The organism is Stenotrophomonas sp. OVS01A (genome assembly GCF_019969775.1).
GTDB classification, from domain to species: domain Bacteria; phylum Pseudomonadota; class Gammaproteobacteria; order Xanthomonadales; family Xanthomonadaceae; genus Stenotrophomonas; species Stenotrophomonas indicatrix.
Genome location: NZ_JAHXYV010000001.1, coordinates 1474106 through 1489904, shown reverse-complemented (window position 1 = coordinate 1489904; position 15799 = coordinate 1474106). Strand labels below are relative to the sequence as shown.

At 67.2% G+C, this 15799-nt stretch carries 9 protein-coding genes and 1 pseudogene; 9 read left to right on the top strand and 1 reads right to left on the bottom strand.

Annotated elements, in window-relative coordinates:
• The first annotated feature begins 57 nt into the window (after positions 1-57).
• The 8 genes and pseudogenes from LC407_RS07025 (at position 58) to LC407_RS06990 (ending at position 13562) form a co-directional block, all read left to right on the top strand.
• Entirely contained in the window at positions 58-2172 is a 2115-nt protein-coding gene (locus tag LC407_RS07025; protein ID WP_223482476.1) for an alpha-glucuronidase family glycosyl hydrolase, read from the top strand.
• A complete protein-coding gene (locus LC407_RS07020) occupies positions 2169-4151 on the top strand; it encodes a sialate O-acetylesterase (RefSeq protein ID WP_223482475.1) in 1983 nt (660 codons plus the stop codon). The genes LC407_RS07025 and LC407_RS07020 overlap by 4 nt, the downstream gene beginning before the upstream one ends.
• Positions 4151-5842, top strand: coding sequence for a glycoside hydrolase family 43 protein (locus tag LC407_RS07015; RefSeq protein ID WP_223482474.1), 1692 nt, complete (start codon positions 4151-4153; stop codon positions 5840-5842). Before LC407_RS07020 ends, LC407_RS07015 begins: the two co-directional genes overlap by 1 nt.
• Positions 5842-8511 carry a glycoside hydrolase family 3 C-terminal domain-containing protein gene (locus LC407_RS07010; RefSeq protein WP_345778113.1) on the top strand — a complete coding sequence of 890 codons (2670 nt, stop codon included), beginning with the start codon at positions 5842-5844 and terminating at the stop codon, positions 8509-8511. The genes LC407_RS07015 and LC407_RS07010 overlap by 1 nt, the downstream gene beginning before the upstream one ends.
• 10 nt (positions 8512-8521) lie before the next feature.
• A pseudogene (locus LC407_RS07005) lies at positions 8522-9994 on the top strand (MFS transporter); the annotation flags it as partial.
• Positions 9968-10984: a glycoside hydrolase family 43 protein gene (locus LC407_RS07000; RefSeq protein WP_317850713.1), complete on the top strand. Its 1017-nt coding sequence runs from the start codon at positions 9968-9970 to the stop codon at positions 10982-10984. The pseudogene LC407_RS07005 and the gene LC407_RS07000, both read left to right, overlap by 27 nt.
• Positions 10974-11846 carry an aldose epimerase gene (locus tag LC407_RS06995; protein WP_223482472.1) on the top strand — a complete coding sequence of 291 codons (873 nt, stop codon included), beginning with the start codon at positions 10974-10976 and terminating at the stop codon, positions 11844-11846. Before LC407_RS07000 ends, LC407_RS06995 begins: the two co-directional genes overlap by 11 nt.
• A 663-nt stretch (positions 11847-12509) precedes the next feature.
• Positions 12510-13562, top strand: coding sequence for a sensor domain-containing diguanylate cyclase (locus LC407_RS06990; protein ID WP_223482471.1), 1053 nt, complete (start codon positions 12510-12512; stop codon positions 13560-13562).
• A 77-nt stretch (positions 13563-13639) separates the two neighbouring features.
• Here LC407_RS06990 and LC407_RS06985 read toward each other — a convergent pair whose 3' ends face one another.
• Positions 13640-14542 (bottom strand): LysR family transcriptional regulator, encoded by a 903-nt coding sequence (locus LC407_RS06985; RefSeq protein ID WP_033831088.1) that lies wholly within the window; start codon positions 14540-14542, stop codon positions 13640-13642.
• A 109-nt stretch (positions 14543-14651) separates the two neighbouring features.
• On the opposite strand from LC407_RS06985, the gene LC407_RS06980 reads away from it, so the two are divergent.
• Positions 14652-15773: a 4-oxalomesaconate tautomerase gene (locus LC407_RS06980; RefSeq protein WP_134833359.1), complete on the top strand. Its 1122-nt coding sequence runs from the start codon at positions 14652-14654 to the stop codon at positions 15771-15773.
• Positions 15774-15799 lie beyond the last annotated feature (26 nt).

The following is a 15799-nucleotide window of genomic DNA, read 5'->3' as shown; positions in this document are numbered from 1 at the left end:
TTACAAGGTTTGCCGGCCGCCCAACGGTCCGGTCCGGATGGCGAGCGGTGTCATTGGATGTTCGCTGCCGTGCTGGCGCTGCTGGCCTGCATCGGCGACGCGCGCGCAGAGGATGGCCATGCCCTGTGGATGCGCTACGTCCCGCTCGAACCGGTCCTTGCTGCCGACTACCGTACCCGCCTGGGGCAGGTGGTGGCCCCTGATCACACATCCACGCAGCGCGCCGCGCGCGATGAACTGCAGCGTGGACTGGCCGGGCTGCTCGGCAGCGCTCCGCAGTTGGCAGGTACGGCAGCCACCGGCCCCATGCTGGTGCTGGGTACGCCGCAGTCGTCGGCGTTGATCGCGCCGTTGCGTGCGCAGATGCAGCCGCTGGGCGAGGAAGGCTACCTGCTCAAGCGCGCACGGGTGGGCGGGCGCGATGCGCTGCTGGTCGCCGCACCGCGGGATATCGGCGTGCTGTACGGGGTGTTCCACCTGCTGCGGCTGCTGCAGACGGGCGCGGCACTGGACGCTCTCGATGTGCGTCAATCGCCACGGCTCCGGCTGCGCGTGCTCAATCACTGGGACAACCTGGATGGCCATGTCGAACGTGGCTACGCAGGCCGTTCACTGTGGGACTGGCAGACGTTGCCGGAGTGGCGCGACCCGCGCTACACCGACTATGCACGCGCCAACGCATCCGTAGGCATCAACGGCACCGTGCTCAACAACGTGAATGCAAACGCACAGAGTCTTGCGCCGGACTATCTCGACAAAGCGGCGACACTGGCGGATCTGTTCCGGCCGTATGGCATCCGTGTCTACCTGAGTGCACGCTTCAGCGCACCCATCGAGCTGGGCGGGCTCGACACCGCCGATCCGCTCGACCCGGCCGTGCAACGCTGGTGGCGCGACAAAGCCGGCCAGATCTACGCGCGCATTCCCGATTTCGGTGGCTTCCTGGTGAAGGCCAATTCGGAAGGGCAGCCCGGCCCGCAGGACTACGGCCGCTCGCACGCCGACGGCGCCAACCTGCTGGCCGATGCGCTGGCCCCGCACGGCGGCGTGGTGATGTGGCGCGCCTTCGTCTATGCGCACGACGTTCCTGCGGACCGGGCCACGCAGGCCTACAGCGAATTCGCCGGCCTGGATGGTGCGTTCCGCCCGAACGTGGTGCTGCAGGTGAAGAACGGGCCCATCGACTTCCAGCCGCGTGAGCCGTTCCATCCGCTGTTCGGGGCCATGCCGCGCACGCCGCTGGTGATGGAAGTGCAGATCACCAAGGAGTACCTGGGCTTTGCCACGCATCTGGTTTACCTGGGGCCGTTGTACGAGGAAGTGCTGCGGGCCGACACCCGCACACGCGGCAAGGGGGCCACCGTGGCGCAGTCCCTGGCCGGCATGGCCGGGGTCGCCAACATCGGCACCGACCGCACCTGGAGTGGATCGCACTTCGACCAGGCCAACTGGTACGCCTTCGGGCGTCTTGCGTGGGATCCGCGGCAATCGGCCCAGGACATCGCGGCAGACTGGGCGGCGCTGACGTTCTCGGCCGATCCCGGCGTGGTGCGGCCCATCGTCGGGATGATGATGGCCTCGCGCGAGGCTGCGGTGAACTACATGACGCCGCTGGGCCTGCACCATCTGATGGCGCGGGGGCACCACTATGGTCCCGGTCCATGGGTCGATGGCGGCCCGCGCGCGGACTGGACGTCGGTGTACTACCACCGTGCGGATCACAACGGCATCGGCTTCGACCGCACCGCACGCGGCAGCAACGCCGTGGCCCAGTATTCCCCCGGCGTGGCCGAGCAGTATGGCGACCTGGCGCGGGTTCCGGAGCCGCTGCTGTTGTGGTTCCACCACGTGCCGTGGGATCACCGCATGGCCTCTGGGCGGACGCTGTGGGACGAACTGGTCGGGCGCTACTCGCAGGGGGTACGGCAGGTGCAGGGCATGCAGGCCACCTGGGCTGGGCTGCAGGGCAAGGTGGATGCGCAACGGCATGCGCAGGTCACGGCCTTCCTGCGTATCCAGCAGCGCGAAGCACAGTGGTGGCGCGATGCCAGCGTGGCGTACTTCCAGTCGGTGAGCGGCAGACCGTTGCCCGCAGGCGAAGCCGCGCCGCCGCATCCGCTGGCCTGGTACCAGGCCCTGCAGTTTCCCTCCGCGCCAGGAGATGGCCGATGAAGCCGACGTCGTGGGTGGGATGGCTGCTGCTGGTTGCCATGGGCGGCTGCGCCACGCGTGCAGCGGCACAGGAACCAACGATGGCGCTGCTGCATCCGCTGTTCCAGGATCACGCCGTGCTGCAGCGTGACCGGCCGATTCCGGTATGGGGCCAGGCCACACCGGGCGCCTCGGTTTCCGTGGCGTTTGCAGGGCGCACTGTCAGCACGCACGCGGCTGGCGATGGCCGCTGGCACGCAACGCTGCCGCCTGCCGCAGCCGGCGGACCTTACGAAATGTCGGTCCGGTCCGGGCATGCCAGCCAGATCGTGCGCGACGTGCAGATCGGCGATGTCTGGTTGTGTTCCGGGCAGTCGAACATGGAGCTTCCGGTGTGGCGCGCGCTTGATGCAGGCAGCGAGATCGCCTCCGCCACGGAACCGGGAATCCGCCTGTTCACCGTGCCGAAGGCGGCGGCGGTTTCACCGCAGAGTGATTTTTCCGCGTCTGTGGCATGGCGCCCCGCGTCACCGGACACCGTGCGTGACTTTTCCGCCGCGTGTTTCTACTTTGCGCGTGAACTGCGCAAGACCGTCGACGTTCCGATGGGGCTGATCCAGGCAGCGTGGGGCGGCTCGCGTATCGAGGCCTGGACCAGCAGCAATGCCCTGCGCATGCAGGGTGGCCTGGGCCCAGCGCTTGACGTGTTCGCGCTGTACGCGCGTGATCCGGCTGCGGCAAACGAACGTTGGGGCCAGCAGTGGCAACACTGGTGGACAACACGCGCCGATGCCGTCGCCGCCGATGCACCCTGGCAGCCAGGCAACGACAGCCGTGGATGGCAACGCGCACCTGCCACGCTCGGGGCGTGGGAGCGCTGGGGTGTGCCAGCGCTGGCCGGCTACAACGGCATGGTCTGGTACCGCACCCAGGTGACACTGAGCGCCGACCAGGCAGCCAAGCGCGCACAGCTTGAGCTCGGCCCCATCGACGAGACGGACATGACCTGGGTGAACGGCGTGGCCGTGGGCAGCCAGTACGGTGCGGGCGAGCGGCGAACCTATGCGCTGCCAGCCGGATTGCTGAAAGCCGGCGCCAACACCGTGGTGATCAATGTACTGGACACTTACGGTGAGGGCGGCCTTGCAGGGCCCGCGAGCGCGCACGCCATCGGCCTGGATGACGGTACGCGCATCGAGCTGGATGCCCGCTGGCAGTACCGGGTGGCGCCAGGCGCACAGGCGCCGCCGCTGGCCCCGTGGCACGCCGCCACGGGGCTGTCGACGCTGTACAACGGCATGATCGCGCCGCTGGGTGCCTATGGCCTGCGCGGCATGCTGTGGTACCAGGGTGAATCCAACACCGGCGACGCAACGGCATACCTCGCACGCCTGCGCAGCCTGCGTGACGACTGGCGGGGGCGGTTCGGCGCGCACACGCCGCTGCTGCTGGTGCAGCTGGCCGGCTATGGCCAGCCACCCGTGGCGCCGGTTGAAAGTGGCTGGGCGCAGGTGCGCGAGGCGCAGCGGCTCGCTGCGGCGGAAGACCCGCGCACCGGGCTGGCCGTGGCCATCGACATCGGCGATGCCTACGACATCCACCCGCCGAACAAGCAGGAACTGGGCCGGCGGCTGGCGCGGGCAGCGCGCCATGTGGTCTATGGCGAGCGCAGCCTGGCGCCCGCCGGCCCAACTGCACACACGGCATCGGCCACGCGCGCCGGCGTGCGTATCCGCTTCAACGGGGTCACCGGCACCCTGGTCACGACCGGCGCGAACGGCCCCATCGGCTTCGAGCTGTGCGACGCCGATGCGCACCACTGCCACTACGCCGACGCGGTGCTGCACGGGCACGACGTCGTGCTGCGCAGCCCGCTGGCAGACGCGGGCGGGCGCGTGCGCTACTGCTGGGCCGATGGCCCGGTGTGCACCCTGCGCGACAGCAGTGGGGCGCCCGCCGGCCCGTTCGAGCTTTCCATCACCCCTGCGGAGGTTCCCTGATGCGTCTGCTGCTGGCTCCAGTACTCGTGTTGATGTCGTTGCTGCCGCAGGCGTGGGCAGCGCCGCCCGCGCCGCCGGTCTACTTCGACTGGTTCGAGTACAGCGGTCGCGACGCGGCCTTCGATGCGCCGTTGCCGGCCGGGCACTATCGCAACCCGATTCTTGCCGGGTTCCATGCCGACCCCAGCATCGTCGCCGCAAACGGGCGCTTCTATCTGGTCAATTCCAGCTTCACCTACTTCCCGGGCATCCCGGTATTCGAAAGCGTGGACCTGGTGCACTGGAAGCAGATCGGCAATGTGATCGACCGACCGTCGCAGCTGGACTTCGACGGACTGGGCGTGTCGCGCGGTATCTTCGCGCCGGCCATCAGTTACCACGACGGCATGTTCTACGTGGTCACCACGGCCGTCGACAGCGGCGGCAACTTCATCGCTACCGCCCGTGATCCTGCCGGTCCCTGGTCCGACCCGCACTGGCTGCCTGGCATCGATGGAATCGATCCGTCATTGTTCTTCGACAACGACGGCACCGTGTATCTGCTCAACAACGATGTACCGCCCGGCCCGCCACGTTACGAGGGCCACCGTGCCATCTGGATGCAGCAGATTGATCTGGCGACCTTCGCCCCGGTAGGTCCCCGCAAGGTGTTGATCGACGGCGGGGTGGAGCCGGCCAGGAACCCTATCTGGATCGAGGGGCCGCACATCTACCAACGCGATGGCTGGTACTACCTCTCCGACGCGGAAGGCGGCACCGGGCCGCAACATTCGCAGGTGGTGCTGCGCAGCCGTGATGTGTGGGGGCCCTACGTGCCGTATGCGGGCAATCCGATTCTCACCCAGCGTGACCTGCCCGCCGACAGGCCGTTGCCGATCACCAATGCCGGGCATGCGGATCTGGTGGAGGGGCCGGACGGCTCATGGTGGGCGGTGTTCCTTGCCAGCCGCAACTACGACACGCGCCACTACAACACCGGGCGCGAGACCTATCTGCTGCCGGTGCAATGGCGTGACGGCTGGCCGGTGATCCTGCCGGCCAACCAGGTCATTCCGTATGCGGCCAGAGCGCCTTCCTGGATGCAGGGCGAAGCGTCGCAGGCGCCGTCCACCGGCAATTTCACCGAACGTGACGAATTCGATGCGCCCACACTCGGCAGCGGCTGGCTGCGCGTGCGCGTCCCCAGGCAGTCGTGGGCGGACCTGCGCGAGCGACCGGGGGCCTTGGCCATCCATCCGCTGGCGGAGAACCTGGACACGCTGCGCAACCCCGCGTTCCTCGGCCGGCGCCAGCAGCACCTGCGCTTCGAATCCAGCACGGCCATGACCCGGCCGGCGGCGGGCGTGGCCGCAGGCCTGGCAGCTTTCCAGAGCGAGACCCACTGGTATTTCCTTGGCGTGCGCAGCCTCGGCGGTGACCGCGTGGCGGTCTTCCTGGAAGCGCGCGACGGCGGCGGTGTCACCCGCACCCTGGCAACGCGCCAGGCAACGGCAGCGACGTCGCTGCGCCTGAAGATCGCCGGTGACGAAGGCCGCTATGCGTTCGCCTTCGACAGCGGCGACGGGCGTGGCTGGCAGACACTGGCCGATGCCGTGGACGGAACGGTGTTGAGTACGGATCGTGCAGGCGGCTTCGTCGGCGCCCTGCTGGGACCATTCGCGCGCGACGAGCGTGCATTGAGGAGCAAATGATGACGCGCACTCCCATCTTCCGCACGCTGGCCCTGTGCGCTGCCATCGCGCTGGCGGGCACGGGTTACGCAGCCGAGCCCGCGCCCTGGCTCGACACCTCGGCCAGCTTCGAAAACCGCGCCGCTGCCCTGGTCGCACGGATGAGCCTGGAGGAGAAGGCAGCGCAGATGCAGAACGCCGCGCCCGCGATCGAGCGCCTGGGCGTTCCTGCCTACGACTGGTGGAACGAAGGCCTGCATGGCGTGGCGCGGGCAGGGCAGGCCACCGTGTTTCCGCAGGCCATCGGCCTGGCGGCCACCTTCAATGTACCGCTGATGGGGCAGGTGGCCAGCACCATCAGCGACGAGGCCCGTGCCAAGCACCACCAGTTCCTCCGTGAAGGCTCGCATGGCCGCTACCAGGGGCTGACCTACTGGTCGCCGAACATCAACATCTTCCGCGACCCGCGATGGGGCCGTGGCCAGGAAACCTACGGCGAGGACCCGTACCTCACCGCCCGCATGGGCGTGGCCTTCGTGCACGGTCTACAGGGCGATGACCCGGTGTACCGCAAGCTCGACGCCACCGCCAAGCACCTGGCCGTGCACAGTGGCCCCGAGGCCGACCGCCACTACTTCGATGCGCGCCCGAGCAAGCGCGACCTGTACGACACCTACCTGCCCGCGTTCGAGGCGCTGGTGAAAGAGGGGCAGGTGGACGCGGTGATGGGCGCCTACAACCGGGTGTACGGCGAGTCCGCCAGCGCCAGCCGGTTCCTGCTGCGCGACGTGCTGCGCCGCGACTGGGGCTTCAAGGGCTACGTGGTGTCCGACTGCTGGGCCATCGTCGACATCTGGAAACATCACCGGATCGTTCCCAGCCGCGAGGCGGCTGCCGCGTTGGCGGTCCGCAACGGCACCGAACTGGAGTGCGGCCAGGAGTACGCCACGCTGCCGGCGGCAGTACGGCAGGGCCTGATCAGCGAGGCGGAGATCGACGATGCGGTGACCCGCCTGTTTGCCGCGCGGATGCGGCTGGGCATGTTCGATCCACCCGAGCGCGTGCGCTGGGCGCAGATTCCCGCGTCGGTCAACCAGGCTCCGGCGCATGATGCGCTGGCCCTGAAGGCCGCCCAGGAATCGCTGGTGCTGCTGAAGAACGATGGCGTGCTGCCGCTGTCGCGCAACCTCAAGCGCATCGCCGTGATCGGCCCCACGGCCGATGACACCATGGCACTGCTCGGCAACTACTTCGGCACCCCGGCCGCGCCGGTCACCCTCCTGCAGGGCATCCGCGATGCCGCCAAGGGAATCGAGGTGAGCTACGCACGGGGCGTGGACCTGGTTGAAGGGCGCGACGATCCCAGCGCCACACCCTTGATCGAAGCGACCTACCTGCGCCCGTCGGCTGACTCCCCGGAGCGCGGGCTGCGCGGCGAGTACTTCCGTACCGCCGATCTTTCGGGCACTCCGGCCCTGGTCCGCACCGATGCCCAGATCGGATTCCGCTGGGATCGGGGTTCCCCGACCGACAACCTGCTGGCCCGTGGTGAAGCCGCACCGGGGCAGGGCATCCCCAGCGATGGTTTCAGCATCCGCTGGACTGGCCAGTTGCTGCCGCCCGTCTCGGGGCGCTATCGGATCGAGGCGGCCGCCGACGATGGTTTCCGCCTCTACGTGGACGGCAAGTGGGTGCTCGACCACTGGGCCAACAGTGATCGCCTGCACGGCGATGGCGTGGACCTGGACCTGCAGGCCGGCCGCGCCTATGACCTGAGGCTTGAGTACTTCGACGCCGAGCGCGATGCCGGCGTCCGCCTGGGGTGGCGCATGCCCGGAGCCAAGCCGCCGTTCGAAGCGGCACTGGAGGCCGCGCGCAACGCCGATGTGGTGGTGTTCGTGGGCGGCCTCACCGGCGACGTCGAAGGCGAAGAGATGAAGGTCAACTACCCGGGCTTCGCCGGCGGTGACCGTACCGACCTGCGCCTGCCCGCGCCCCAGCGCTCGCTGCTGGAAGCGCTGCATGGCACCGGCAAACCGGTGGTGATGGTCCTCACCGGCGGCTCTGCCATGGCGGTGGAGTGGGCGCAGCAGAATCTGTCCGCCATCCTGATGAGCTGGTATCCCGGGCAACGCGGCGGCACTGCCGTCGGCCAGGCGCTGTTCGGCGACGTCAATCCGGGCGGGCGCCTGCCGGTGACCTTCTACAAGGCGGACGAGGCGATGCCTGCCTTTGACGACTACACGATGGAAGGACGCACCTACCGCTACTTCCGCGGCATCCCGCTGTATCCGTTCGGGCACGGGCTGTCGTACACCCGCTTCGACTACGGCAGGCTGCAGCTCGATTCAACGCGCATCGCCAACGACGGGACACTCAAGGTGCAGGTCGAGATCGTCAACACGGGCAAGCGCGCCGGCGACGAAGTGGTCCAGCTGTATGTGCGACGGCTGCAGGCCGGGCCTGGCGACGCACGCCAGACATTGCGCGGCTTCCAGCGTGTGCACCTGGCCGCAGGCGAGCGGCGCACCGTGGTGTTCGACCTGGAAGCGCAGCAGGCCCTGCGCCACTATGACGACGCGCGCGGCGGCTATGCCGTGCCGGCGGGCGCGTACGAGGCATGGGTGGGCAGCTCCAGCGCCGACATCCGCGCGAAGGCCGGGTTCACCGTGGAGACCAACCGTGACTGATGCGCGCCGCATCGAAAGCACCGGGCACACGCTGTCCATCCGGGAGAAGCTCGGCTACAGCCTGGGCGACCTGGCCGCCAACCTGATCTTCCAGACGCTGATCACCTACCTTGCGTTCTTCTACACCGATGTGTACCGGCTGCCGCCCGCCACGGCCGCCACGATCATCTTCGTGATCGGCGTGCTCGGTGCCTTCGTGTTCACCCCGTTGATCGGCATCGCCGCCGATCGCACGGTCAGCCGCTGGGGCAAGTTCCGGCCGTGGATCCTGTGGACGGCGATTCCCTTCGGGGTGCTGTCACTGCTGGCCTTCAGCACCCCCGACCTGGCGCCGCGCGCCAAGGTCGTCTACGCCCTGGCCACCTACGGCCTGTTGATGCTCGTGTATGCGGCCAACAATCTGCCGTACTCGGCACTCAGTGGCGTGCTCACCGGCAGCATGGCCCAGCGCAACAGCCTGTCGGCCTACCGCTTCGTGGCGGTGATGATCGCGCAGTTCATCATCCAGGTCCTGCTGCTGCCGCTGGTGCTGATCCTCGGCGACGGCGACCGGGTGCTGGGCTTCGAGCGGGTCATGACGGTATTTGCGGTGGTGGGAACGGTGTTCTTCCTGATCACCTTCGCCACCACGCGCGAGCGCATCGTACCGGCGAAGGAACAGACTGCCGGGGTGCTGCAGGACCTGTCCGACCTGCTGCGCAACCGCCCGTGGAAGGTGATGCTGGCGCTGACCATCCTGGTCTTCATCAACCTGTCGCTGAAGGGCGGCACCTACGTCTACTACTTCCAGTACTACATGAGCGAGGCCGCCCTTGCGGGCTTCCTCGACAGCTCCGGCTTCAACCGCTTCATCGGCGCCGTCAACGCGGCACTCAACGGCCTGGGCCTGGCCGGCTTTGCCTGGCCGAAGGATCCGGCAACATCGGCCTTCAGCCTGTTCAACGCCTGCGGCATCGTCTGCATGATCCTGGGCATCGGTGTATCGCGCCGCCTGGCCGACCGTTTCGGCAAGCGTGATGTCTTTGGCGGTGCTTTGCTGGTGTCCACCGTGTTCCTGCTGGCGTTCTATTTCTTCCCGCCCACCGCGGTTGCCGTGGCCTTCGCTGCCTTCATGCTGCACGGGTTCTGCTATGGCATCACCATCCCGCTGCTGTGGGCGATGATCGCCGACGTCGCCGACTACTCCGAATGGAAGAACCATCGCCGTGCCACCGCCATCGTCTTCTCGGCGATGCTGTGTGGCCTGAAGATCGGGCTCAGCATCGGTGGCGCGCTGGTCGCCGGCATCCTCGCCCATCACGGCTACCAGGCAGGCGCACCGCAACAGTCCGAAGCCGTGGTGGACGGCATCCGCCTGACGGTGAGTGTGTACTGCTCCCTGCCGTTCCTGGCTGCAGTAGCGCTGCTTTTCCTCTACGAGATCAACAAGCGCATGGAGACCCGCATCGAGCAGGACCTGCAGTCGCGGCGCCAGGGCAGCGATCTGCAGCAACTGGCAGCACACGCCATCTCCCAGCCTCTGGTAAGCCACATCTACACGGCCGACCCTTCGGCCCATGTGTTCGAGGGACGGCTGTACATCTATCCATCGCACGACATCGACAGCGGCGCCCCCTTCGACGATGAGGGCGGGCACTTCGGCATGCAGGACTACCACGTGCTGCGGATGGACACGCCGGAGGGCGAGGCCACCGACTGCGGCGTGGCGCTGCATGTGCGCGACGTGCCCTGGGCCAGCCAGCAGATGTGGGCACCGGATGCCGCCTCCCGCGATGGCCGCTATTACCTGTACTTCCCGGCCAAGGACGCCCACGGCATGTTCCGCATCGGCGTTGCGGCGGCGGATCGGCCGGAGGGCCCGTTCACTCCAGAGCCCGAACCCATCAAGGGCGCGTATTCGATCGACCCGGCCGTGTTCGAGGACGACGACGGCACGCACTATCTCTGTTTCGGTGGCATCTGGGGTGGCCAGCTGCAGAAGTACCGCGACAACCGCTACGACCCGGCGCATGAAGAACCTGCAGGCGAGGCGCCGGCACTGGGCCCGCGTATCGGGCGACTGGACGCCGGCATGACCCGGCTTGCCGAACCCACCCGGGAGATCATCATCGTGGACGAGCGCGGGCAGCCGCTGCGCGCCGACGACCACGCCCGTCGCTTCTTCGAAGGACCGTGGCTGCACAAGCACCAGGGCCGGTATTACCTGTCGTACTCCACTGGTGATACGCACCTGCTGTGCTATGCCACCAGCGACAGCCCGTACGGGCCGTTCACCTATCGCGGCGTGATCCTCACCCCCGTGGTGGGCTGGACCACCCATCACTCCATCTGTGCGTTCCAGGGGCGGTGGTACCTGTTCTATCACGACGCGTTGTTGTCCGGCGGGGTCACCCACCTACGTTCGGTCAAGTGCACACCGCTGCACATGGAAGCAGATGGCAGCATCCGGACGATCCATCCCTATGGCACCTGAGCCGACTTCGCCCACGGATGATGCGCAGGCGGCACTGCCTGCCGGCCCACTGCACTGGTTGCGGGCAGGCAGGCTGGAGGTCGCGCTTGCACCGGAAGCCGGTGGGCGCATCGCCCAACTACGCTGTGACGGTGTGGACTGGCTCGTCGGCGAACATGAAGTAGGGCAGGCGGGCATTGCGTGGGGGTGCTATCCCATGCTGCCCTGGGCCGGGCGCATCCGGCACGGACGCTTCGCCTTCGAAGGCAGGCCCTATCAGCTGCCGGTGAACTTCGGAATGCACGCCATCCATGGCGTCGCCTTCTCACGGCCGTGGCGCATCGACCGCCTTGAACCGGACGGCGCCTCGCTGTCGCTGGACCTGCCTGAGGACGCCTATTGGCCCTTCGGAGGCAGGGCATCGCAGCATCTCCTCGTGCAACCCGACCGCCTGACGCTGCGCCTCGCGGTGCAGGCCGGTGCCATGGCAATGCCAGCCGTGCTTGGCTGGCATCCCTGGTTCCGCAAGCCGGATCGACTGCTGTTCGCAGCCAGCGCGATGTACCCGCGCGACGGGGAGGGCATCGCCACCTTGCCCTGCGTGCAGCCAACGCAGGGGCCGTGGGATGACTGCTTCATCAACCAGGCCGAAATGATGCTGGTTGCCGCCGGCCAGCGGCTGCGGCTGAGCGCCGATACCGATCACTGGGTGGTCTACGACGGGGCGGCGCACGCCACCTGCGTGGAGCCGCAGACCGGCCCACCCGATGGATTCACGCTGGCGCCAACCCGGTTGCAGCCGGGACAACAGCTGGAACTGAACTTCGAACTGCGTTGGGAGATCGGCAGCGATGACGATCTGGCTGGCGTCGACGCCAGCTGATCATCGCTTCCTCGCAGCGCCATGGAATCGTCCGCGGCAGCTCTGCCGTATCGAATGCCTGCCGGCCCTTCTGTTCTTCGCATCCGCCGGGCATGGCCCGGCGCTACCCATCTTCGCTTTCGCCGGGCATAGCCCGGCGCTACCCATCTTCGCTTTCGCCGGGCATAGCCCGGCGCTACCCATCTTCGCTTTCGCTGGGCATGGCCCGGCGCTCCCCATCTTCGCATCCGGTAGTGCCGGCCGCTGGCCGGCAACACGCGATCCGGCGCGCGCTTACAGCGCGCTCTGCGGGCGCACCTTCAGCAAGGAGGCTCGCCATGTCGCGTGGCACGCACGTTGGCTTCAATTGGCGTCAACCCGCCGTGCCTACCCGGTCGGATCGGGATCAGGCCGTTCGTAGTCGTCGGGCGCAGCTTTGGGGTCATCACCATCCTCGGGCATGTCGTGCTCCTTCCATGTCGCTTTGTCATTCCTGAGCCTGTCCGGGGTATGGCTCTTCGACGCATCGTCCACGTCGGCGCCAGGGTTGAAAGGCAGGTGGCATGCGGCTGCGATGCAGCGCGCCTTGCCTCATTGACCTGTCGTTGACGCACAGATGTCAGACTCGCGCACAAAGGGGTGTCCGGGTGAATTGCAGGGGAGTGATCATCAGGAGAGCTGGCAATGCCGTTTCTCACTGACTCAACAGAAGTCGCCGTCGAGGGCGTCGGTGCAGCCCGGCGCATCGGCTGGATGCGCTTCGTGGGGAACGGCTTGGGCGCGCTTCCGATTGCCTCGATCATTCTGGAGCGTCAGGCGGATGCTGCGCCCTGGGTGCTGCTGTTGCTCAACGCCCTCGCATGGCCGGCGCTGGCGATGCTCCTGACACGTCACGCCCGCGAACCTGCAGCAGCGCAGTTCCGCTGCATGATCGTCGACTCTCTCTTTGGAGGCGCATGGATCGCCTTCATGGCCCTCAGCACGGTGCCCAGTGCGTTGTTTGCCGCGTTGCTGGTGGCCGACAAGATCGCCGCCGGCGGCATCCGCCTGGCAACGAGGGCAACCCTGGCCCTGGTGGTCGGGTTCGCCGCTACCTGGCTTGCCCTGGGCCTGCCTTATCAACCCATCACCTCGCAGCGCACCGTTGTCCTCAGCCTGCCTTTCCTGTTCGTCTACGGCATCGGGTTGAGCGTGCTGAGCTGGCGGCTGGCGCGCCGGGTGAAATCACAGAATCGCCAACTGCAGCGCCTGAGCCGGATGGATCCGTTGGTGGAGCTGGCCAACCGCGGCTTCCTGATCCAGCGCGCCCAGCAGGTGCTGCAGACGGGGCAGCACCACGGCGGCGACGCGTGCCTGCTGATGCTTGATGTTGATGATTTCAAGCGGATCAATGACTCGCATGGCCATCGTGCCGGCGATGAGGTGCTTCGCCGCATCGCGGTGGTGCTACGCCAACTGGCCCAGCCGGGCGACATGCCGGCGCGTCTGGGCGGTGATGAGTTCGCCGTCCTGCTGCGCCAGCGGATACCGGCAGAGGCCATGGATGTGGCCGAGCAGATAAGGCACTACCTGCAGGAGCCGGGCGCCCCTGAAACAGCCCATATCCAGTTCAGCGTCAGTATCGGCATCGCCGCAGCGGCTGGCACGGGCAGCGCAGAAGATTGGCTGGCGAAGGCGGACAAGGCGCTCTATCACGCAAAACGGCACGGCAAGAACACCGCAAGCTACGCCGAGTAATCTGCACCGGGGCCGCTGCACTGCTCATGTGGCTGGAGAGCAGGCTGCCATTACACCCCATACGCACCAGGGCGCGCTCAGTTCTCCACGCGCCACTGGCTCATCAGCATCTGCAGGAACCGCTCTGCGGTGGGCGAGAGCAGGGCACCCCGACGGCGCACGATGCCAATGGTGCGCGACACCACCGGGTTGCCGATCGAACGCGTCACCAGCGTCGGATGATCGCCATCAGGGGTTGCCATTTTCGGCAGCACCGATACCCCGATGCCGGCCTCGACCATGCCCAGCGAAGTGGACAGGTGAGTCACTTCGTAATGCCAGCTCAACTTGAGGTTCTCGCGCGCCAATGCGCCGTCCAGCAGTGTGCGGTTGCCACTGGTGCGATGCACGGTGATCAGCTGGTGCTCGGCCAGATCAGCCCATTCCACCGTGCGCTTGCGGGCCAGCGGATGATCACGCCGGCATGCCAGCACGAACGGATCCTCGGCCAGCACGTCGAAATCGAGGTTGGGATCATTAGCGCCCATGAAGTTGATGCCGAATTCGACCTCGCCGCGCTCCACCGCCTGCAGGCCCTCGGTGGCCGGAATATCCAGGATGCGGAAGCGCACGTTCGGATGCGCCTCGTGGAAGCGCGCCATCACGCTCGGCAGGAAGTAGAACGCCGCCGTGGGCAGGCAGGCGATGGTCACCGTGGCGCCGCGGGTGTCTTCGCGGCCGCGCAGCGAGAACAGCGAGCCATCGAATTCCTCCAGCATGCGCCGCACCAGCGGCAGCAGGTTCTCGCCCACGGCCGTAGTGCTGACACTGCGCGTGGTGCGCTCGAGCAACGGTGAGCCCACGGCCTGCTCAAGCTTCTGGATGCGACGGCTCAGCGCCGGCTGGGAGACGTGCAGGATTTCGGCCGCGCGATGGAAGCTGCGGGTTTCCGATACCAGCAGGAAGGCGCGCAGATCGAGAATCTCGCAATTGATGCTCATCAGGTATCAATCATCCAAAAATCAGCAATTCACAGATCAATTGGGGTCATGCCAGTATCGAATCACAGAGGGGTCATTCATCCCCTATACGCATCAATCTAACACACGTATGTCCAACGATCTGCTCAGCATTCCCTGCGTGCTCATGCGTGGCGGCACCTCCAAGGGCCCCTTCTTCCTGGCCAGCGAGCTCCCGGCTGATACCGCCGAACGCGACCGCCTGCTGCTGGAGGTGATGGGTTCGGGCCACCCGCTGCAGATCGACGGCATCGGCGGCGGCAACGCACTGACCAGCAAGGTGGCCATCATCGACCGCTCCAGCCACCCCGATGCCGACGTGGACTATCTGTTCGCCCAGGTGCGGGTGGAACAGCAGGTGGTGGATACCTCGCCCAACTGCGGCAACATGCTGGCGGCGGTGGGCCCGTATGCAATCGAGCGCGGGCTGGTGCAGGCCCAGGACCCGCAGACCGAAGTGCGCGTCCACAACGTCAACACCGGCAAGCTGATCATCGCCACGGTGGAAACGCCGGGCGGCAGCGTGGTCTACCGGGGCGACACCCGTATTGCCGGAGCGCCGGGCTCGGCCTCTCCGGTCCGGTTGTCCTTCCTGGATGCGGCAGGCGCACGTACCGGCAAGTTGCTGCCCAGTGGCCATGCGCAGGAAACCATCGACGGCGTGCCGGTCAGCCTGATCGACTGCGCGATGCCGATGATGCTGGTGCACGCTGAGGACCTGGGCGTACGCGGCGATGCGTCACCTGCCGAACTGAATGCGGATGCCGCGTTCATGGCGCGGCTGGAGGCGTTGCGCATCGAGGCCGGCGCCCGAATGGGCATCGCCGACGCCGGCAGCAAGGTCATTCCCAAGCCGGTGCTGCTGTCCGCACCGCAACATGGCGGGCAGCTGCAGGTGCGCTATTTCATGCCACACCAGTGCCACACCGCGCTGGCCATTACCGGCGCGGTGGGCATCGCGACCGCCGCCGTCACCTCGGGCACGTTGGCCCACACTTTGGTCGGGTGCCTGCCGCTGCCCGGCAGCATTACCCTCGAACATCCGAGTGGGGCCTTGGAGGTGGGCCTCAGTCGCAGCGCGGACGACGCGCCGGTGATCGCCAGCGTGGTTCGCACCGCACGTCGTCTGTTTGAAGGTCGTGTGTTCGCCACTTCGCCCGCGCCCGCCAGGGCCAGTGCTACCCAAGCCCGCCAATGGACGTCAGCGGCATGATCTGAAACCGGTCGGGCCGGCACGGC